The following is a 21,032-nucleotide window of genomic DNA, read 5'->3' as shown; positions in this document are numbered from 1 at the left end:
TTCGACAGTCCGATTCGCTCAGGCAACCAAGTAGGTTATTGTTTCGGTGGTTTTGGCTTCGCTCAACCACCGAAAATTATCAAAACCACTCACTTCGCATCTCTATCGTTACACTATCTTCGCTTTGCAGACGTTTTACCAAAGAATCTACTTTCACTAATTCGTACTCATAGAAATACCGCATCGTAGCGAGTTTTCCATGATAAAAGTTTTGGTCGGTTTCGTGTGCATTGCCTAATTTTTCATGGGAAACAATTCCTTGACTCAGCCATTGCCACGCAATTGTAACGATGCCAAACATTTCTAAATAAAGTGTTGCATCAGCCAAAAACTTCTCTGTCTCGCCCTTGCCTGCTAAGCCTAATAGAAAGCCAGTTGCTTGCTGGGCTTTACCTAAATACTTTTGCAACTTTTCACCAAACGGTTGTAAATCAACTGTTTTTGAGGCATTAGAAAGTGTTTTTGAAACTTCTTCAAAGAAAATTCGAGTTGCTTTTCCATTATGAATGGTGATTTTTCGACCCAATAAATCAAGCCCATGAATGCCCGTTGTTCCTTCATGAATCGGGTGAATTCTTGCTTCACGGTAATACTGTTCAACAGGAAAATCAGTTGTATAGCCCGCTCCTCCTAAAATTTGAACGGCTGCACTTGTTGAAAGACAACACATTTCGGAAGGATACGACTTTGCAATTGGTGTAAGCAAATCTAAAAGCAAACTGGCTCTTTCTTTGGCTTCGCCTTCCTCCACATGAATCAAATCTGACAATTTACTGCAATATAAAAGCAAAGCCAGCGAGCCCTCTACAACTGATTTCTGAAACAATAACATTCGTTTTACATCAGCATGATTAATGATACTCGTTTGCGGTTTTGTTGGGTCTTTTTCTGAAATTTTTCTGCCTTGTGGACGCTCTTTTGCATAAGCCAATGAAGCATAATAAGCGGCTGTCCCAATAGCTGCGGCATTCATTCCTACACCTATACGAGCCTCGTTCATCATTTGAAACATATAGCTTAACCCTTTATGTGGCTCTCCCACCAAATATCCCAAACAATCATCATTTGAACCAACCATCAAATGAGCAATTGGAGCCCCTTTATAACCCATTTTATGGTAAACACCTGCTGTAAGCACATCATTATCAATCAATTTTGAATTTTCAATGCGTTTTTGAGGAACAACAAACAACGAAATTCCTTTTACGCCAATGGGTCCACCTTTGATTTTTGCCAACATCAAATGCACTACATTGTCGCATACATCGTGGTCTCCACAAGAAATATAAATTTTTTGACCTCTTATCTTAAAAACGCCTTCTTTTTCAGTCGGTTCGGCCGAAGTTGTGATGTCTGAAAGAGAACTTCCTGCATCAGGTTCGGTCAATGCCATAGTTCCTTGCCATTCACCTGAATACATTTTTGGCGTGAATGTTTCAATCAAAGCAGGCGAACCGAATGTACGAATTAAATTGGCCGCTCCCGTAGTAAGAAAAGGATAAACACTTGCCGAATAATTAGCGGTCTGAAAAATAAATGCAGCAGCATTGAGTACCGTAGCAGGAATTTGTTGTCCCCCTTCTTCGTAGCTAAATGAAGCATTTACCCAACCATCTTCACCAAATTTCTTAACAATTGGCTTCATTCCAGCATGAACTTTAATTCTACCGTCAACCAGTTGGGGTTCATTTCTATCCATTTCGGTTAAGAGTGGACGAAGCATTTTTTCGGCAATCTGCTCGGCAGCGTCAAGTACCATCTCGAATGATTCACGGTTATGGTCTTGAAAATAAGAATACTGTGTCAGTGATTCACTATCAAGCATTTCAAACAATTGAAAACTTAAATCTCTTTTTGAATAAAACATAATCTTATAGGTTGAATTTTTATTTTGTTGAAGGTCTTTCGCCAATAAAACATCACCAAACTTGTACGCCATTGCCGACTTTCATTAGACTTGCACTTTGAAAGAATGATTATTTTGATGAAAACAAATGCTTGTTTTGAAAAAGAAGAAAATTTGTTTAGGTCTTTAAGTTTTTATTCACAATCCAAGTAATGGTCACAACCGCTACGCCCAAAATGCCCCCTGCAAAAACATCTCTTGGGAAATGTTGAAAGAGATACATTCGAGAATATCCGACCAAGATTGCTATCAAAAGACTAAAAACGCCCCATTTTGGTTGCTTTAAAAAAAGTGTAACGAAACACGCAAAGGCAAAAGCAGTCATTGTATGTCCTGATGGAAAACTTTGAAAATAATGTATCTCTACTCCTTTGACTACATGTATCTCTCGTCCCATATTCTGGTAAACCTCCATCGGGCGAGGCAAACTAAATATATTTTTCAATGAAACAGAAACAAAAACCTTAGCCAACCATGCGATCAAAAGAAACTTTATTTTATCTGTCTGTTCTGTTTTTAAAGCATACTTTGAAAACAAAAGGCCTATCAAAAGTCCTAACCAAACTAAATCCTCTCCTAAAATTGTTAGGTATTTAAAAAAAATATCAAGTAGCTCATTATTGTGAGCATTGACCCAAAACATCAACTCCGTTGGGGTATAAATAAGCTGTAATAATGCCCCAACAATGAGCCAAAGCAAAAAAACAAAAAAAAATGAGCGGTTATTTATAAGTATTTTAAGCATTTTCTCTAAGAAACTTTCGTAATTCCAAAATTAGCCGTAAATTTGCAACCTTTCTGTGAAAACGTGGGCAAGATACTATCAAAATATGACATTCACATTCACGGACTCGAAGATAAGCGTTATACCTTTGAATTCGAGGGCGGGAATACCTTTTTCGAGGCCTTTGAACAGACCCTTATTACGAAGGGAAGTTTCAATGCTATTGTTAAACTCAATAAAAATTCATCGCTTGTTCAGTTGGATTTTGAAATCACGGGTAGCGTTGAGCTAACTTGCGACCGTAGTCTTGAGTTATTTGATGAACCAATTCATATTTTTGAGAGGTTTATTTATAAATATGGCGATCGTCATGAAGAAATCACTGACGAAATCGAAATGATTCCTTATGGAACGCCAACAATAAATATTGCTCAACATATTTATGATTTTATTGCTGTTTCGATACCAATGAAAAGACTTCATCCAAGATTTAGGGATGAAGAAATTGATGAAGAAGGCTTATTACTTTATTCAACAGATAAAGAAACAGTCGAAGAAAAAGAGCAAGAGATTGACCCCCGTTGGGCAGCTCTAAATAAATTAAGAATGAATAATTAAGAATAGAGAATCAAAAGCAGCCAAAACGGCTTTTTAGTTTCTTCGTTTTTTATTAATTTAGATATATAAAATTTGTTACATAGTTATTTTAAAATAGTAAAATGGCACATCCTAAAAGAAGACATTCGACAACACGAAGAGATAAGCGTAGAACGCACGATTCTTTATCAACCAAAGCATTATCGGTAGATGCAACAACAGGTGAAATTCACGTTCGTCACCGTGCTCACGTATTTGAAGGCAATTTGTTCTACAAAGGCAAATTAGTTGCAGAAGGCTACCAAAAGGTTTAAAGTTTAATGCTTGCGATTGGATACTGGTTACTTTAATTTTATGTACTTTTGGTTTAAAACCAATTAATAGACACCAGTAGCTAATACCCAAAAACAAATATTTACTCACCAAAGAGATTGCTTTATGAAAATTGCCGTTGATGTTATGGGGGGTGATTTTGCTCCCAAAGCCATCGTCGAAGGTGCTGTCATAGCCGCCAATCAGTTACCCGAAGGAGTTAAACTGGTACTAATTGGTAAACAAAGTATAATGCTAGATATTCTGCGTACGCTGAAGTATCCTGCTCATGCTATTGAAATGGTTAATGCTGATGATGTCATCGAGATGGGTGAACATCCTACACGAGCATTTTCTCAAAAACCCAATTCCAGCATTGGAGTTGGGTTTAAACTTTTAAAAGAAAAGCAAGTCGATGCTTTCTGTAGTGCTGGAAATACTGGTGCGATGATGGTCGGCTCACTTTTCACAGTCAAAACCGTTGGCAATATTCAACGCCCACCCATTGCTGGTTTTCTTCCCTTGAAAAACGGTGGTTATAGCCTTATGCTTGACATTGGTGCTAATGCCGACTGTAAACCAGAAGTTTTAGCTGAATTTGCTGAACTGGGTTCGCTTTATTCCAAATTCTCATTTGGTCTCGAACGCCCTACCGTTGCATTACTAAATATTGGAGAAGAAGAACAAAAAGGTTCTACTGTAGTACAAGCTGCTCACCAATTATTAAAAATCAATAAAAAGTTAAACTTTATCGGAAATGTTGAAGGTCGTGATTTGTTTGATGGCAAAGCCGACGTAATCATCACCGAAGGATTTACTGGAAATGTGATTTTTAAAATGGGTGAATCTTTTTATGACTATGCTGCTTCTAAAGGTATCAAAGACCCTTTGATTGACCGCATGAATTATGAAGTTAGTGGTGGTAGTCCAATTATTGGTATTAAGGGAAATGTAATTGTAGCTCACGGAATTTCTTCTCCTGAAGCTATTAAAAACATGATTTACTTGGCAAAAAGACAAGTAGAATCAAGAGTAACTGAGCAAATAATTGCGGCTTACGAAGATTGATTTTTTACCTTCATCTGTGTAAATCATTGATTATTAATCACTTATTTGATTTTCACAGGTACTTATTCTTGTTGCTGTTTATTTTAGAATTTTACCATTATCCTAAACTAAACGGTCAAATCCAAAGGTGCGTTGCCTTCGGGATAGACCATACATAATAAATGAAACTAAAAGCTGCCATCACAGGCGTTCATGGCTATGTGCCTGAAGATATTTTGACCAATGAAGATTTAGCAAAATTGGTAGAAACCAACGACGAGTGGATTGTTACTCGAACAGGTATCAAAGAACGCCACATTCAGAGAGGCGATGGTTTAGCTACTTCTCACATGGCATCTGAGGCTGTGAAGGGTTTGCTCGAAAAAACAGGTACTGACCCAAAAGACATCGAATTAGTCATTTGTGCAACAGTGACTCCTGACTACATGTTTCCTTCTACTGCCAACTTAGTTTGTACCCAATGTGGCATTCCTACCATCGGAAGTTTTGATATTTTAGCAGCTTGTTCTGGTTTTTTATATGCCTTATCTGTTGGTTCTCAATTCATTGAGTCGGGCAGATACAAAAAAGTAATTGTAATTGGTGCAGATAAAATGTCGGCAATTGTTGACTATACTGACCGTACGACCTGTGTACTTTTTGGCGATGGTGCAGCTGCCGTTTTACTCGAACCAACTACAGAAGATTGTGGCTTGATGGATTTCATTCTTCGTTCTGACGGAACAGGTGAGAATCATTTGATTATGAAAGGTGGCGGAAGCCGTTTTCCAGCCAGTCATGAAACTGTTGATAAGAAATGGCACAATATTCACCAAGAAGGTCCATCGGTATTCAAATTTGCGGTGACCAACATGGCAGACGTTTCGGCCGAAATAATGGAAAAAAATAACTTAGTTGGTGATGATGTCGCATGGTTAGTTCCCCATCAAGCCAATAAACGAATCATTGATGCAACTGCTCGTCGTATGGGTATTGGTGATGAAAAGGTTATGCTTAATATTCAAAATTATGGCAATACTACTGCCGCAACAATTCCACTTTGTTTATTTGACTATGAAAAACAAATCAAAAAGGGCGATAATTTAATTTTAGCAGCCTTTGGAGGTGGATTTACTTGGGGAGCTGCTTATGTAAAATGGGCGTATTAATTAATGGATAATTAATAATGGAAAATGAATAATTAATGTGACTTCAAGATAGAAGTATTTTTAATAAAGCATTCTCAATTATACATTATTTTTTATCAATAATACATTATCAATAAAAAAAGATATATTTAGTAATGGCAACAACCGCAGATTTTAGAAATGGTCTTTGTTTAGAATTTAACAATGACCTTTATACAATTGTAGAATTTCAACACGTAAAGCCCGGCAAAGGCCCTGCTTTCGTGAGAACAAAGTTGAGAAATATCAAAAGTGGAAGAGTAATTGATAATACTTTTACCTCCGGTGTGACTATTACAACCGCTCGTATTGAAAAAAGAGAATTCCAATTTCTTTATAAAGATGAAGATGGGTTCAACTTCATGGAAACAGAAACTTTTGAGCAGTTTAATTTAGATGAAAAATTAGTTCCTCAAGCCGATTTATTAAAAGATGGTCAAAATGTATCGGTTTTAGTTCATGCAGAAACAGAAACTATTTTGAGTGTTGAGCTACCTCAATACGTAGAGCTTAGAGTTACATACACTGAGCCAGGCTTGAAAGGTGATACAAGTACCAGCCCAAGCAAGCCAGCAACAGTAGAAACAGGAGCAACTATTAAAGTGCCTCTTTTCATCGAAAACGATGAGCTGATTCGTGTAAATACAAATACGTATGAATACGACTCAAGAGTAAAAGAAGGCAGATAATTGAAAAATCTTTGAAGACGATATCTTTTTGAGATTTTGGAAATAGCATAAAAGAGTTCGGAATTAATAATTCCAAAATCATACTTTGCCTTTTTCAAATTTCTTTGTAGGCATCGTCTTTCTTTATACATTTGTAAGACAAATACTTAAAAAACCACGAATAATCTCTACCCTTCATGGAAACAAAAGACATTCAAAAATTAATAGATTTTATATCTCAATCAGGCTTAGACGAGGTAAATATCGAAACTTCGGAATTGAAGCTGGCTATTAAGCGTTATTCTAATGCTGCTCCAGTGGCGGTTCAGTCACAGCCAACTTATGTTGCACCTGCTCCAGTTGCGGCTGCACCTGCTCCTGCAGCACCACAAGTTGCGGCACCAGCTCCCGTTGCGGCTGCACCAGTTGCCGAAGCAAGTAATTTGATTACAATTAAATCTCCAATGATTGGTACTTTCTATCGTTCGGCTGGGCCAGATAAACCAAATTTTGTAGATGCTGGTGATGATGTTTCGACTGGAAAAGTTGTTTGTATCATTGAAGCCATGAAACTTTTCAACGAAATTGAATCTGAAATTTCTGGTAAAATTGTAAAAGTTTTAGTTGAGAATGCAACACCAGTTGAGTTTGACCAGCCTTTGTTCTTGGTTGAACCTTAAACAGTGAACAGTTATCAATAAACAGTGAACAGAAATCTATTTATTAAAAATACAATCTTTGATAAATAATGTTTTTTGATAACAATAACTTGTATAACAAAGCTTCCAAATTTGCAATTAGAATTGTAAAAGTCTACGAATACCTTAGTAATACCAAAAAAGAGTTTATATTATCGAAGCAGTTACTGAGAAGTGGGACATCTATTGGAGCGAATATTGCTGAAGCCAATGGAGCGATTTCTAAAGCCGAATTCTCTGCAAAGGTATCAATCGCATATAAAGAATGTTTAGAAACCAAATATTGGTTATCACTCTTGAAAGATACCGATTACATTGACGAAAAAACATTTGTTAGTATTCATGAAGATGCTGATGAATTAGGTAAAATATTGTTTTCGATTCTGAAATCAACAAGAATAAACAAAAACTAAGTTTTCTGTTGATTACTGATTACTGATAATTGATAACTGAAAAGATGTTTAAAAAAATATTAATCGCCAACCGAGGCGAAATCGCCCTCCGAATTATCAGAACTTGCCGTGAAATGGGCATCAAAACAGTTGCGGTTTATTCTACTGCCGACCGTGAAAGTCTGCACGTAAGATTTGCTGATGAAGCTGTTTGTATCGGCCCAGCGGCCAGTCGCCAATCATACTTGAGCATTCCGAATATCATTTCGGCGGCTGAAATCACCAATGCTGATGCTATTCACCCAGGATATGGATTTTTGTCAGAAAATGCTGAGTTTTCGAGAATTTGTGCCGAATATGGCATTAAATTTATTGGAGCAACTGCTGACCAAATCAACTCAATGGGCGATAAGGCAACTGCCAAAGCTACTATGAGAGATTCTGGTGTTCCTGTTATTCCAGGCTCAGATGGTTTGCTCGAATCGGTTGAAGAAGGCATTAAACTTTCCGAAGAAATGGGTTATCCTGTTATCGTCAAAGCAACTGCTGGTGGTGGCGGACGAGGCATGAGAATTATCCATAAATCAGAAGATTTTCAAAAAGCATGGGACGATGCCAAAATGGAATCGGGTGCTGCTTTCGGAAACGATGGTTTATATTTAGAAAAATTCATTGAAGAGCCTCGCCACATCGAAATTCAGATTGTGGGCGATCAATATGGTAAAGTTTGCCACCTTTCAGAGCGTGATTGTTCGATTCAACGTCGTCACCAGAAATTAGTGGAAGAAACGCCTTCGCCAATCGTTTCACAAGAATTACGTGAGAAAATGGGAGAAGCTGCCATCAAAGGAGCGGCAGCTATTGGTTATGAAGGTGCAGGAACGATTGAGTTTTTGGTTGACAAACACGGAAAGTTCTATTTCATGGAAATGAATACTCGTATTCAAGTAGAGCATCCGATTACTGAAGAAGTTACTGATTTTGACTTGATTAAAGAACAAATCAAAGTAGCCGCAGGTGTGCCTATTTCGGGTAAAAACTATTTCCCGAAATTATACGCAATGGAATGTCGTATCAATGCTGAAGACCCACGCAATGGCTTCCGCCCATCACCAGGAAAAATCACTAACTTGCATTTCCCTGGTGGACATGGTGTAAGAATTGATAGCCATGTCTATGCAGGCTACACTATTCCATCAAACTATGATTCAATGATTGCGAAATTGATTATCACAGGTCAATCAAGAGAAGAAGTTTTGACTCGTATGAAGCGTGCTTTGCAAGAATTTGTAATAGAAGGTATCAAAACTACGATTCCGTTCCATATCAAATTAATGGATGATGAAACTTTCAAATCTGGTAAATTTACTACCAAATTCTTGGAAGATTTTGACTTTTCAGACATATAAATCTCTAAAACCTCATAGGTTGCGAAGCGTCGCACCGTTTACAACCTATGAGGTTTTTACTCTCTGCTCTCAATACATCTTCCAGATATCATAGCCAAACCTCAGAATTAGGCCAAAAACTACTACCAAGAAGAGAATTCTAATAAAACCATTGCCTCGTAAAAGTGCCATTCTGCTGCCTACATACGAGCCAGCCATATTACAGACCATCATTGGCAATGCAATGCTAAACATCACATAACCTTTCGCCACAAAAAATATTAGTGAACAAATATCAGCTACTACATTGACAACCTTCGAAATTGCCGAAGCTGTAAGAAAATTGTAACCAATGATACTTACAAAGCCAAAAACCAATAAACTTCCAGTGCCAGGCCCTACAAATCCATTGTAAAAGCCTGTTGTCATGCCAATTAATAGTCCGTAAAGGGGAACTTTGTCCAATTCAAAGCGATGCTTTTCTTCGTGACCTAAATCCTTTTTACGGTAGGTATAAATCGCTATCAAAGTCATCAAGATTAAAATCGTAGGTTTCAAGATGCGTTCGCTCATCAAACTCGAAATCAATGCCCCAGAATATGACATGATTCCTGCTCCAATTCCTGCATAAAGTACTGTTTTAAGAGGAATTTTCACTTTTTTTGAATATTGATAACCCGCAACCCCAGTTCCCATAAATGAGGCAAAACGATTCGTTCCTATGATTTGTGGAACAGCATAAGTCGGGAATAAAATAAACAATGCTGGAGCTTGCACCAAGCCTCCTCCTCCAACGATTGAATCAATAAAACCTGCTACAAAAGCAGCCAAACAAGCAAGAAAAATAGACACGATTAAACGATTTCTGGATTATAGGATTTCTAATTATTTTAAAAATTTATGCTTTTTCTACTCTTACAGCTACGTTATTGAAAGCAGCATTTCCAGTGAGTTCGTCCAAAACTAACTCATCAGTAAGGTCGTTGATACTCACACCTGCATGTTGGGTAGCCACATCTAATTGGACACCTTTTCGTGCATGACCATAGCCGTGAGGCATACTCACCACGCCTCGCATCATGTGGTCGGTTATTTCGATAGGAAGCTCAATAGTACCAACTCTTGAAGTTACTTTCACCAAAGAATTGGCTTCAAGACTCAAACTTTTTGCATCTTCCGAATGAATCATTAAAGTACAACGATTACGGCCTTTTACTAATCTTTCCGAATTATGCATCCAAGAGTTATTGTCTCTTAAATGTCTTCTTCCGATCAATAAATACTCGAATCCATTTTGTAAACTGCTCATATTCAATGATTTACGTAGTCTTTCAATGTCATTTACCAATATTTCTGGAGCAAGGTTGATTCTTTTTTCGGGCGTAAAAAGTCGGCTTGGCAAGCACGGCTTCAACGCTCCCAAATCAATTCCATGTGGATTTTCTTTCAATTTTTGAAGCGAAAGTCCATAAGGACCAAATTGCAAACCTAAATCTAATTTCACTTCTGGCATTTCTGAAACAAAACCTTCATTGCTTGATTCGGGGTGATTCATGCGATAAGCTAATTCTTGATAAATCTCCCAATCGTATTTTGCTCCTTCGGCTTTTGGGAAAAGTGCTTCCGAAAATTTGGCCGTATTTCTAACCGCCAACACATGAAATGTCATATCATAATGTGGCACTTCTAAACCTGTGGCTGGGGGCAAAATAATATCAGCATGTTGCGTGCTTTCATTAATATAAATATCAATCGCAATCATGTATTCTAATGCTTCAAAAGCCTTATCGAGTTGACCACCATTAGGCGTTGATAAAATTGGATTGCCGCAACTGGTAATCAAGCATTTTATTTGATTTTCTCCCTCGGTCAAAATCTCTTCTGCAAGTGTAGCCACAGGCAATTCACCCAAAAATTCGGGCAAACCTCTGACCCTACTTTGCCAACGATTAAAACGATTATCTGTTTTAGCTCTTGCCAGAAAATCAACTGCTGGAGCGGTAAACATTGCTCCGCCAGTTCGGTCAAGATTTCCTGTTAAAACATTCATCGCATTGATAAGCCATTGAGCAATACTACCAAAAGTTTGTACTGAAACCCCTACTCTTCCATAACAAACGGCTGTTTTAGCATTGACAAAATCATGCGTCAATTGTCGAATATTTTCAGCAGAAATACCTGTTTGTTTGGCAACTTTTTCAGGTGTAAACTCCATAGAAATTTCTTTTAAAAGCTCCACTCCATCTGTAAAATCGCTTAATCTGTCTAAATTCACTAAGTTTTCAGCAAAAAGTATTTGAATCATGGCCAAAAGTAAAAAAGCATCTGTTCCTGGGCGAATGAAAAAATGCTGGTCGGCTTTGGCAGCAGTTTCTGTCAAACGTGGGTCAATCACAACAACTTTCCCTCCTCGTCTTTGAATAGCTTTCAAGCGATTGGCAACATCTGGCACCGACATTATACTACCATTGGATGCGATTGGATTTCCACCAATGATTAGCATGTAATCAGTAAAATCAATATCAGGAATTGGCATGAGCATTGGATGACCAAACATTTGCCATGCAGCAAAATGGTGCGGAAGCTGGTCGGCTGATGTGGCCGAAAACATATTTTTGGTTTTTAAAGATTTGGCAAAAAGTGGTGAATTCATGGTAGTCCCTAAATTATGAATCGAAGGATTCCCTTGATACATTGCAACAGCATTTTTGCCATAATTTGCTTGAATTTCTTTAATTTTTCTTACAACTTCCTCAAAAGCAGCATCCCAAGATATTTGTTGCCAACCACTCTCAGTACGTTTCACTGGAAATTTTAGGCGATTGGGGTCTTCATAAATATCTTTTAAAGCGACAGCTTTGGGACAAATATGACCACGACTGAAAGGGTCATTTTTATCTCCTTCAATTTTTGTCACGACGCCATTTTCAACTTTAATTTCGAGTCCACACATGGCTTCACAAAGATTGCAAGTACGGAAGTGAGTTAAGTCTTTCATGTTAGGTTTTTAGTGTTGAATATTGAGGTAAGCAAGTTAGGTGTTTTTGGGGAGATGTTTTCCAAATTTTCCTACAAAAGATTTTAGATTTCAAGCGAATTACTTTGTAAATATTGGGATAGAAAAATAACCGATTAGCTAAATCTTAAAAAATCAACCTTCTAAATCTTATAAATCGCTTTTATCATGCTAAATTTGGGCATTATTATAAGTCCATTTCTTTTAATTTATGTCTCTTTCCGATTTCTTTAAAAAAGCTCAAAATGTTATAGAGGCAAAACCTACTGTATCTAAGCTCGACCCACCAAAACCTGCTGTTGCGAAAAAAATACAAGAGATTTTGGCAAAACATGTACCCGAAACAGCGGTTGAGTATTGCTTCAAATTATGGCAGGAGCAACCTTTTTCTTTTAAAATCTCTCGTACACGTAGTAGCTGCTTTGGGAATTATATTTTCCGTGACGGCCACCATAAGATTACTATTAATAACGACCTTCATCATTATGCTTTTTTGATAACGTACATTCATGAAATAGCTCACCAACGAGCTTGGCTTGAAAAAAGCAGGCGTAAAATTGAACCTCATGGCAAAGAGTGGAAAAAAAAATTTCAGGATTTGATGACACCAATCCTCAATTTAAACGTTTTTCCTGAAAGGGTTCTCATTCCATTGAGTCAATATATGCAAAATCCTGCTGCATCTTCAGTGAGTTATGCACCATTATTTGAAGCGTTGCGAAGTTTTGATGTGGCAGATGAAAATGAAGTTTCTTTATCAGAAGTAACTGATAAACAATGGTTTTTATTTAGAAATACTGTTTTTCAGAAATTAGAGATACGTCGTACCAGAGTTTTATGTTTAGAAAAAACTTCTAAAAGACGATATACTATTTTAGCCACCGCAAGAGTAAAACTTATTGAATAAATCGTTTTACAATTAACTGTTATCTGTCAAAAAAATATTTGAATCAATTAAAAAACATATCGAAATCGAAAATTCGGCAAGCACCAATATTCTTGCTTTTTTTTCTATTTTCCTATTTCACCTCGCACGCACAATCTTCCGTACTTTCTAAAGGCGAATGGTACAAAATTGCTACGACACGAACGGGTGTACATAAAATTGATGCTAATTTTTTGAAAAATGCAGGTATTGATGTTTCAAAAATCAATCCTCAAAATATAAGAATTTATGGCAATGTCGGGGGTATTTTACCACAGGCCAATTATATTCCTCGTCCAATAGATTTAGTTGAAAATGCTATTGAAGTTATTGGCGAAACTGATGGGAAATTTGACACTTCCGACTATATAATTTTCTTTGCTGATAATCCACACCAAGTATTTTATAACACTGATAATCAATTACTTACACACAAAAACAATCCGTATTCTGATTCTACATTTTACTTCCTAAATATCGCTGATACAAAGGGTTTACGCATCAAAAATCAGAGCTTGGTTGCTGCCACAAAATCGGTCAATAGTTTCGATGATTTTATCTTTCATGAAATTGACCAACGAAATATCGTGAGTTTAGGGGGTAAAGATTTAGGGGGTTCGGGACGTGAATGGTACGGTGAATCTTTTGGATTAAGCAGTGAACAAAGTTTTGAGTTAAAAACTGAAGGGCTTTTACCAAATTCTGTTATTAAAATCACTTCAGCTATTTTGGGAGCTTCCTTTGTTTCAACTAAAGTAAGTGTGAAATTAAACACTGATTCCTTAGTTGGCGTTCAAAATTTACGAACAATTGGTGCAGGTACTTACGACGTCAAAGGCAATGAAAACATTCAATCATTTTCAAGTATTTCTAATGGTAAAAATACGCAAAAACTTAGTTTTATTTTCGATAAAAACGGTCAAACATCATCTGTTGCCTATTTGAATTATTTCGAGGTTCAAACTAAACGAAAATTGCAATTTTATGAACAGCAAACCATTGCTCGTTCGATAGAAAGTTTAGCAAATAAAACGACCAATTTTATCGTTTCACAGGCATCTTCTCAACAAAAAATATGGAATATTAGCAATCCTCTTGTTCCTGAAAACATATTGTTTCAATTAAATAATTCTGAAGCAAGTTTTGGAACAGAAACAAATGGTATGTTAAAAACTTTTGTACTTTTTTCTGAGAATAACTTAATCGAACCAAATACGATACAAAAAATAGCTAATCAAAATATTAGACAATCACAAACACCTGATTTATTGATAGTTACAATAAAAAAATGGAGAGAACAAGCCGAAAGATTAGCCAATTTTCGTAAAAAAAATGACGGTTTAGATGTTTTGGTAGTCAATGTTGATGAAGTTTATAATGAGTTTTCTTCGGGAAAACCTGATCTCACTGCTATTCGAGATTTTGGCCGTTTTTTATGGTTACAAAACCCTCAAAAATTCAAGTATTTATTACTTTTTAGTGATGCCACCTTCGACTATAAAAACCTCATCCAATACTCATCAATCAACACCAACCTGATGATTCCAACTTACGAAAGTCGTGAGTCACTCGACCCAGTAAGAAGCTACGCATCAGATGATTATTTTGGATTTTTTGAGGAAAATGAAGGCGAATGGACAGAGAATTTCGAGGGAAATCATACGCTTGAAATTGGTATTGGACGCCTTCCCGTAAAAACAGAAGATGAAGCAAAGAATGTAGTTGATAAACTTATTTTCTATGCCAACAACCCAAAAACGGTTGGCAATTGGCGAGAAAAAATAAGTTTTGTAGCGGATGATGGTGATGGAAATATTCATCAAAAAGATGCTGATGATATTTCAAAATTAACGGCGGAAACAAGTAAAGATCTGTTAATCAACAAAATATACGTTGATGCTTTTCCTCAAATAGCTACCGCCAATGGTGCTATTGCTCCACAAGTAAACAAAACACTCAACGCGGCCGTCAACGAGGGTTCATTGATCATTAATTATAGTGGGCATGGTGGCACAGATGGCTGGACAGAAGAAAAGATTCTGACGAGAGAACAAATTCAAAATTGGAGGAATTTGAATAATATGCCACTTTTCTTGACCGCCACTTGTTCATTTGGGCGTTTTGACGACCCAGGGAATGTTTCGGGAGCAGAAATGGCCATGTTAAGTCCTCGTGGAGCAGCGATTGGCTTACTTACCACCACTCGACCTGTTTATTCAAATACCAATTATTTATTGAATTCCGCATTTTATAAAGCTTTTGCAACAAAAAATAGTACTCATTCGGGGCGATTAGGGGATATTTTGAAACAAACAAAAAATAATTCTTTTAGTGGTGTGATCAATAGAAACTTTTCTCTTTTGGGAGATCCTTCTATGAAATTAGCCTATCCACAAGACAAGGTTATTTTGACTAAAATCAATAATCAAAGTCCAGACAAACAAACATTAAAAGCGTTATCAAAAATACAATTAGAAGGCGAAGTTTTAAACGCTGCCAATAATAATCTCCAGATAGATTTTAATGGAAAAATACTTATTTCTGTTTTTGATAAACCTTCAGAAGTCAGCACTTTAAATCAAAAAAATGATGGAAAGTTTTTGTATAAAGTTTATCGAAATCAGATTTTTGAAGGAAAAGTAGATGTTAAAAATGGCATTTTTAAGGTTAATTTCATTGTACCAAAAGATATAAACTACCAATTAGGGCAAGGGAGAGTGAATTTCTATGCGGTATCAACTGACAGTACTATTGATGCGATTGGCAGCTATAATGAGTTACTAATTGGCGGCAGTGAAATCAATATTGAAACCGACACACAAGCCCCAAAAATAAGTCTTTCTGTTGATAACAATAATCTACTAACAGCTCTTATTTCTGACGAAAACGGCATTAATATTTCACAGGCTGGCATTGGACATGAGATGATATTGACGCTCAATGACACTTTGCAAATACCTGTTAATCAATACTTTACAAGTGAAAATGACTATACGAAAGGCCTATTAAAATATCCTTTTGGTAAATTAGCAGCAGGCGAATATACCGTTAAATTAAAAGTTTGGGATACCTATAATAATTCTTCCGAAGTGTCGTTAAAGTTTATAGTTGATAACCAAAAAATCAAGATTCTAAGCGTTTATAACTTTCCAAATCCATTTGAAGAATCAACTAATTTTTATATTGAACACAATGCCGAAAACCAAGATTTGATATTTAAAATAGCTGTTTTTAATGGTTCGGGGCAAGTTGTTTTTGAAAAGCAAGAAACCTGTTATTCTTGTGATAAAACGGTAAACCTTGGCATGAATATTGAGTCAAAAAATTGGATAAAAGGTGTTTATTTTTATCAAATTTCAGCCAATTCTTCCTCTGAAAATGCTTCAAGCACCGCATCTGGGAAAATGGTTTTTTGGAAATAATTAAGAAAATCTGTTATATTTGACCTTGTTTTTAGAAATTTACGAATTATATGTGACTAATTACGGATTTTAGAGTCATCAACATATTGATATTCTTTACTTCGGCCATTCATACTAATCGTAAATCAAATACGTACAAACCATTTAAAAACCTTTAATTGAAGGGTAGAATACTAAAAAATCTCACATGAAAAGTAAATTATTAACCGCTTTGGCAAGTGTAGTTTTGATGAATACCTTGACGAGCCAAGCACAAGTAAATAATAAAAGTCAACAAAGAGTTATCGTTCCTGCTGTACCTTTTCTCACAATTTCACCAGATTCGAGAGGAGCTGCCATGGGAGATGCTGGCGTAGCGTCAACACCAGATGCTAACTCAATGTATTGGAACACTGCGAAATTGGCTTTTATTGATAAAAGTGTTGGTTCAACAGTGTCCTATACTCCTTGGTTACGTGATTTGGTTGATGACATGGGTTTGCTACATGCGGCTATTTATAAAAAAACAGCTAAGAATTCGGCATTAGGCCTTTCTATGACGTACTTTAATCAAGGGCAAATAGAGTTTACTACTAATACAGGCCAGCCCAATGGAACTTTTCAATCAAGAGAATTTAACATTGCAGGAGGGTATAGTACAAGGTTGGGTAGAGATTTTTCTATGGGTCTGAATTTGAAATATATCCATTCAAACCTTATTGGTTCTCAAGTTGTCAATAATTCTTCGAGTAAACCAGCCAATACCGTTGCAGGAGATATTTCTTTTTATTATGTCAAAGAAAAACCAAGCTCAACCAATAAAGATAAAGGAATAATCTACTCGGCAGGAGCCGTTATTCAAAACCTTGGTGGTAAAGTAAACTACGGCAGAGATGCTTATTATTTACCTACTAATCTTAAATTAGGCGGTGGATTGAATTTTAAAATAGATGCCCACAATCAATTTAATTTCTTGGTTGATGTAAATAAACTTTTAGTACCTACTCCTCCTTTGAGAGATAATACAGGAGCAATTATCAAAGGCAAAGACCCGCTCACAACAGGTGTTATTTCGGGAATTTTTGGTTCTTTCAACGATGCTCCTAATGGATTCAAAGAAGAGATTAGCGAAGTTACAGCTTCACTTGGGATGGAGTATTGGTATAATAATATATTTGCTATTCGTGGTGGATATTTTGCAGAAAGCAATTCTAAAGGTGGAAGAAAATATGCAACAATGGGTTTAGGCTTTAGAATTAAAAACAGTTATGGTATTGACTTGGCTTACTTAGTTCCGACTACAACAGGCAGCCCACTGGCAAACACTTGGCGTGTTTCTTTGATTTTTGATATGGAAGCCAAAAAGGTGAGTAATCCTTCTGAAAGTACAGATAATTAATTAATATTATCAAAAATCGTCTTAACGTCGGCATGGTTTAAAATCATGCCGACGTTTTTTTTTCAATTGGTCGCATATTTTTGATATTTGGACTTATATTTTAATGAGTTTGACCAAAAAAAACTAAATTTGTTAGAATATGACCATGCCCTTAAATTTAGATAACCTTAAATTATAATGTTCAAAACCCTTCTGACCGCTACTCTATTATTTCTAAGCATTTTTTCTTTCGCACAAAAGAAAAACGACAAAATTGAATACCACATTCACCGAGCATCATCTCCTATAAAAATTGATGGAATAGTTGATGAAAAAGCATGGACTGATGCCCAATTAGCGACTGATTTTTACCAAGTTTTACCAATGGATACCAGTTATGCAAAAGTGCGTACTGATGTAAAAATGTCGTATGATGACAAAAACCTCTATGTTGTTTTCATAAATTATGACAAACTTCCAGGGCCATACATTGTTGAATCACTCAAACGAGATTTTGCTTTTGGTAAAAACGATAACGATTTGCTATTTTTAGATACATTCGATGACCAAACCAATGGGTTTTCTTTCGGAGCAAGTGCTATGGGAGCTCAATGGGACGGCTTGATGTCGAATGGAGCAGCCATTACAACCACTTGGGATAACAAGTGGGTATCAGAAGTAAAGTATGATGACGATAAATGGGTTTGGGAATGTGCCATTCCATTCAAAACATTACGTTACAAAAAAGGGATTACTCGTTGGGGGGTAAATTTTAGTCGTTTAGACTTAAAAACTACTGAAAAATCAGCTTGGGCTCCTGTTCCTCGTCAATTTCCAACGGCTTCGCTCGCTTATGCTGCTTCTTTGATTTGGGACGAAGCCCCGCCACAAACGGGTTCAAATATTTCGATTATTCCATTCGTTTTAGGTGGTGTAAATCGAAATCATGAGAAAAAAACGCCAACTGACTGGAGAGGCGATTTTGGTTTCGATGCAAAAGTTGGCTTGACATCTTCGCTTAATTTAGATTTGACAGTAAACCCAGATTTTTCACAAGTCGAAGTTGATCAACAACAAACGAATCTTGATCGTTTTGAATTGCTTTTTCCAGAAAAAAGGCAGTTTTTTCTGGAAAATGGAGATTTATTTTCAAACTTTGGTTATCAAAATATTCGACCATTTTTTTCTCGTCGCATTGGGTTAAATGCTCCCATTCGTTTTGGAGCAAGGGTTAGTGGTAAGCTAAACAAAGATTGGCGAATCGGTTTCATGGATATGCAAACAGGTAAAAATGAAAACAATCTGAATGCTCAAAATTTTGGTGTAATTGCACTTCAAAGGCGAGTTTTTGCCCGTTCAAATATTGCCATAATGCTCGTAAACAAACAAACCCTTGATTATCAATCAGTTACCGACACAAAAAACATTGCTGAGTTTAATCGTAATGTAGCTATTGAATATAATTTGTTTTCAAAAAATAATGCTTGGAATGGTAAATTAATGTATTTAAAGGCTTTTACCCCAAGCTCAAAAACTGACGACGGTGCATTGGCAGGAAATCTACTATATACCAACAAAAAGTGGACTTATAGTATGCAGGCCGAGCGTGTGGGCAATAATTACACCGCAGAAGTGGGTTACGTTCCACGTATTAATTATGGCAAATTAAACCCTCAAATTGGCTATTTATTTTTTCCGAGTGCTACCTCAAAATTTGTACTAAGTCATGGGCCTTTAGTAAGTTTTACACATTTTTTAACCAAAGATTTCTCTAAAGAAACTGAAAATGAAAAACTTTTTGCCTACCGAGTCAATTTCAGAAGAACAAGCACCTTAATGGGCTGGGTAGCACATAATTATGTATTATTGCTCAATCCATTTGACCCAACTAATTATGCAGGTGTTTTTCTTCCAAAAGGAAGCGAACATCGGTGGAACTCATTTGGAGTAGATTATACGTCAAAACCCCAATCACGTTTTACCTATTTGCTTTCTTCTCGCTATGGTGGCTACTATGCCAATGGTACTCGTTTGCGTTTAAATGCCGACCTCAGTTATCGTTTTCAACCTTATGTTGCCATTACCATGAGTACCAATTATAATCATTTAGATTTTAAAACCGACCCTATTTTACCAAAAGAATTTGTCAATAGACAATACAATTTTTGGCTTGTAGGGCCAAGAATTGATGTTACTTTTACAAATAAATTGTTTTTTACAAATTTTGTTCAATTCAACAATCAAAACAAAAACATCAATCTTAACACTCGTTTACAATGGCGTTATAGTCCTGCATCTGATTTGTTTTTGGTTTATACCGATAATTATATTTCTGATACTTTTCAAGTTAGAAATAGGTCTTTAGTATTGAAATTTACTTATTGGTGGAACGTTTAACAATTTATGATTTTTGATTTACGATTAAATGCCCTGTAAGCCATTTATAATCAACCACTTATGAAAATTTGATCATACAATTCGTAAATCGTAAATAATGAAAACACTATTATTATTTTTATTTCCAGCATTCACCTTTGCTCAAACAATGACTTTTGAGATTCAAGGGCATCGTGGTAGTCGTGGACTGATGCCCGAAAATACGATTCCTGCTTTCAAAAAAGCAATAGATTTGGGTGTTCAAACGCTTGAACTTGATGTTGTTATTTCTAAGGACAAGCAAGTGGTTGTTTCGCATGACCCTTTTTTTAACCCTGATTGTACAACAGACCCTAATGGTGTTTTTATTACAAAACAAACATCTGGAAACTTATATTTGCTTGATTATCAGGAAATTAAAAAATATGATGTGGGCTCAAGAGGTAATAAAAACTTTCCTGAACAACAAAAAGTAAGTGTTTATAAACCTTTACTAAAAGAGATGATTCGTGAAAGCGAAAAATATGCGAAGTCTAAAGGAGTTCCACCAGTAAAATATAACATTGAAATAAAAAGTGAAGAGAAAGAATACGATCAATCTCAACCTCAAGTTGCTGAATTTTCGGATTTGGTTTATAATATTATCATTAAACAGCTCCCCCCTGAAAGGGTTATTTTACAAAGTTTCGACTTTAATGTTTTGAAATATTGGCAAAAACAAATGGAAGCTGGGAAATACAAAAAAGTAGCCCTTTCTGTTTTGATTGAACCAATGGACAATAATGACATTCAATTCAATTTAGATAAATTAGGTTTTAAACCACCTATTTGGAGTCCATATTATATGCAATTAAATGCTGCTCGTGTGAAACAATTACATGATTTAGGTATAAAAATTATCCCCTGGACAGTAAATAAGCGTGAAGAAATGGAGAAAGTAAAGGCTTTGGGTTGTGATGGACTCATCACCGACTATCCTGACCGTGCAAAAGGTTTGTGAGATTCAGAAAAAAGCCT

General features: G+C 36.2%; 17 protein-coding genes. 13 read left to right on the top strand and 4 right to left on the bottom strand.

What is annotated here, in order from left to right; all coding sequences use genetic code 11:
• Positions 1–79: 79 nt before the first annotated feature.
• Both ACQUQZ_RS00975 and ACQUQZ_RS00970 read right to left on the bottom strand, forming a co-directional pair.
• Complete coding sequence (locus ACQUQZ_RS00975; protein ID WP_435357627.1) at positions 80–1,867, bottom strand: acyl-CoA dehydrogenase; 1,788 nt, start codon at positions 1,865–1,867, stop codon at positions 80–82.
• A 157-nt stretch (positions 1,868–2,024) separates the two neighbouring features.
• Positions 2,025–2,651, bottom strand: a complete 627-nt coding sequence (locus tag ACQUQZ_RS00970) for a phosphatase PAP2 family protein (RefSeq protein ID WP_435352732.1) — start codon at positions 2,649–2,651, stop codon at positions 2,025–2,027.
• 63 nt (positions 2,652–2,714) lie between these two features.
• Here ACQUQZ_RS00970 and ACQUQZ_RS00965 point away from each other — a divergent pair, with 63 nt between their 5' ends.
• From ACQUQZ_RS00965 to accC, 8 genes are all read left to right on the top strand, one after another.
• Positions 2,715–3,248, top strand: a complete 534-nt coding sequence (locus tag ACQUQZ_RS00965; RefSeq protein WP_435352731.1) for a YceD family protein — start codon at positions 2,715–2,717, stop codon at positions 3,246–3,248.
• Between the two features lie 101 nt (positions 3,249–3,349).
• On the top strand, positions 3,350–3,541 hold the full coding sequence (rpmF, locus tag ACQUQZ_RS00960) for a 50S ribosomal protein L32 (RefSeq protein WP_435352729.1): 192 nt from the start codon (positions 3,350–3,352) through the stop codon (positions 3,539–3,541).
• A 124-nt stretch (positions 3,542–3,665) separates the two neighbouring features.
• Entirely contained in the window at positions 3,666–4,607 is a 942-nt protein-coding gene (gene plsX, locus ACQUQZ_RS00955; RefSeq protein ID WP_435352727.1) for a phosphate acyltransferase PlsX, read from the top strand.
• A 161-nt stretch (positions 4,608–4,768) separates the two neighbouring features.
• Positions 4,769–5,755, top strand: coding sequence for a beta-ketoacyl-ACP synthase III (locus tag ACQUQZ_RS00950; RefSeq protein WP_435352726.1), 987 nt, complete (start codon positions 4,769–4,771; stop codon positions 5,753–5,755).
• Positions 5,756–5,889: 134 nt separating this feature from the next.
• Positions 5,890–6,462 (top strand): elongation factor P, encoded by a 573-nt coding sequence (efp, locus tag ACQUQZ_RS00945; protein WP_435352725.1) that lies wholly within the window; start codon positions 5,890–5,892, stop codon positions 6,460–6,462.
• 176 nt (positions 6,463–6,638) lie between these two features.
• Complete coding sequence (gene accB, locus ACQUQZ_RS00940) at positions 6,639–7,121, top strand: acetyl-CoA carboxylase biotin carboxyl carrier protein (protein ID WP_435352724.1); 483 nt, start codon at positions 6,639–6,641, stop codon at positions 7,119–7,121.
• A 68-nt stretch (positions 7,122–7,189) separates the two neighbouring features.
• A complete protein-coding gene (locus tag ACQUQZ_RS00935; RefSeq protein ID WP_435352723.1) occupies positions 7,190–7,552 on the top strand; it encodes a four helix bundle protein in 363 nt (120 codons plus the stop codon).
• Positions 7,553–7,596: 44 nt separating this feature from the next.
• Positions 7,597–8,940, top strand: coding sequence for an acetyl-CoA carboxylase biotin carboxylase subunit (accC, locus tag ACQUQZ_RS00930; RefSeq protein ID WP_435352722.1), 1,344 nt, complete (start codon positions 7,597–7,599; stop codon positions 8,938–8,940).
• A gap of 69 nt (positions 8,941–9,009) precedes the next feature.
• Here accC and ACQUQZ_RS00925 read toward each other — a convergent pair whose 3' ends face one another.
• Both ACQUQZ_RS00925 and ACQUQZ_RS00920 read right to left on the bottom strand, forming a co-directional pair.
• Positions 9,010–9,771 carry a sulfite exporter TauE/SafE family protein gene (locus ACQUQZ_RS00925; protein WP_435352720.1) on the bottom strand — a complete coding sequence of 254 codons (762 nt, stop codon included), beginning with the start codon at positions 9,769–9,771 and terminating at the stop codon, positions 9,010–9,012.
• A 46-nt stretch (positions 9,772–9,817) separates the two neighbouring features.
• A complete protein-coding gene (locus ACQUQZ_RS00920; protein WP_435352718.1) occupies positions 9,818–11,917 on the bottom strand; it encodes a molybdopterin oxidoreductase family protein in 2,100 nt (699 codons plus the stop codon).
• 229 nt (positions 11,918–12,146) lie between these two features.
• On the opposite strand from ACQUQZ_RS00920, the gene ACQUQZ_RS00915 reads away from it, so the two are divergent.
• The 5 genes from ACQUQZ_RS00915 to ACQUQZ_RS00895 all read left to right on the top strand — a co-directional run bounded on the left by ACQUQZ_RS00915 (position 12,147) and on the right by ACQUQZ_RS00895 (position 21,015).
• Positions 12,147–12,842: a SprT-like domain-containing protein gene (locus ACQUQZ_RS00915; RefSeq protein ID WP_435352716.1), complete on the top strand. Its 696-nt coding sequence runs from the start codon at positions 12,147–12,149 to the stop codon at positions 12,840–12,842.
• A gap of 92 nt (positions 12,843–12,934) precedes the next feature.
• Positions 12,935–16,282, top strand: coding sequence for a type IX secretion system sortase PorU (porU, locus tag ACQUQZ_RS00910; RefSeq protein WP_435352715.1), 3,348 nt, complete (start codon positions 12,935–12,937; stop codon positions 16,280–16,282).
• 187 nt (positions 16,283–16,469) lie between these two features.
• The gene (gene porV, locus ACQUQZ_RS00905) at positions 16,470–17,660 is read left to right on the top strand and encodes a type IX secretion system outer membrane channel protein PorV (protein ID WP_435352714.1); all 1,191 of its coding nucleotides are present in this window, start codon (positions 16,470–16,472) and stop codon (positions 17,658–17,660) included.
• Positions 17,661–17,837: 177 nt separating this feature from the next.
• The gene (locus ACQUQZ_RS00900) at positions 17,838–20,036 is read left to right on the top strand and encodes a DUF5916 domain-containing protein (protein WP_435352712.1); all 2,199 of its coding nucleotides are present in this window, start codon (positions 17,838–17,840) and stop codon (positions 20,034–20,036) included.
• Between the two features lie 97 nt (positions 20,037–20,133).
• The gene (locus ACQUQZ_RS00895) at positions 20,134–21,015 is read left to right on the top strand and encodes a glycerophosphodiester phosphodiesterase family protein (protein ID WP_435352711.1); all 882 of its coding nucleotides are present in this window, start codon (positions 20,134–20,136) and stop codon (positions 21,013–21,015) included.
• The last annotated feature ends 17 nt before the right edge of the window (positions 21,016–21,032 follow it).

Source organism: Emticicia sp. SJ17W-69 (assembly GCF_051209875.1).
Classification (GTDB): domain Bacteria; phylum Bacteroidota; class Bacteroidia; order Cytophagales; family Spirosomataceae; genus Emticicia.
This window is presented reverse-complemented; position numbering and strand designations above follow the sequence as displayed.

Bases quoted from the DNA above. Each gene is read 5' to 3' on its own strand.
- ACQUQZ_RS00975 (WP_435357627.1), bottom strand. From the start codon at position 1,867: ATGTTTTATTCAAAAAGAGATTTAAGTTTTCAATTGTTTGAAATGCTT.
- ACQUQZ_RS00935 (WP_435352723.1), top strand. From the start codon at position 7,190: ATGTTTTTTGATAACAATAACTTGTATAACAAAGCTTCCAAATTTGCA.
- efp (WP_435352725.1), top strand. From the start codon at position 5,890: ATGGCAACAACCGCAGATTTTAGAAATGGTCTTTGTTTAGAATTTAAC.
- ACQUQZ_RS00915 (WP_435352716.1), top strand. From the start codon at position 12,147: ATGTCTCTTTCCGATTTCTTTAAAAAAGCTCAAAATGTTATAGAGGCA.
- plsX (WP_435352727.1), top strand. From the start codon at position 3,666: ATGAAAATTGCCGTTGATGTTATGGGGGGTGATTTTGCTCCCAAAGCC.
- ACQUQZ_RS00970 (WP_435352732.1), bottom strand. From the start codon at position 2,651: ATGCTTAAAATACTTATAAATAACCGCTCATTTTTTTTTGTTTTTTTG.
- accC (WP_435352722.1), top strand. From the start codon at position 7,597: ATGTTTAAAAAAATATTAATCGCCAACCGAGGCGAAATCGCCCTCCGA.
- rpmF (WP_435352729.1), top strand. From the start codon at position 3,350: ATGGCACATCCTAAAAGAAGACATTCGACAACACGAAGAGATAAGCGT.
- ACQUQZ_RS00900 (WP_435352712.1), top strand. From the start codon at position 17,838: ATGTTCAAAACCCTTCTGACCGCTACTCTATTATTTCTAAGCATTTTT.
- porV (WP_435352714.1), top strand. From the start codon at position 16,470: ATGAAAAGTAAATTATTAACCGCTTTGGCAAGTGTAGTTTTGATGAAT.
- ACQUQZ_RS00950 (WP_435352726.1), top strand. From the start codon at position 4,769: ATGAAACTAAAAGCTGCCATCACAGGCGTTCATGGCTATGTGCCTGAA.
- ACQUQZ_RS00920 (WP_435352718.1), bottom strand. From the start codon at position 11,917: ATGAAAGACTTAACTCACTTCCGTACTTGCAATCTTTGTGAAGCCATG.
- accB (WP_435352724.1), top strand. From the start codon at position 6,639: ATGGAAACAAAAGACATTCAAAAATTAATAGATTTTATATCTCAATCA.
- ACQUQZ_RS00895 (WP_435352711.1), top strand. From the start codon at position 20,134: ATGAAAACACTATTATTATTTTTATTTCCAGCATTCACCTTTGCTCAA.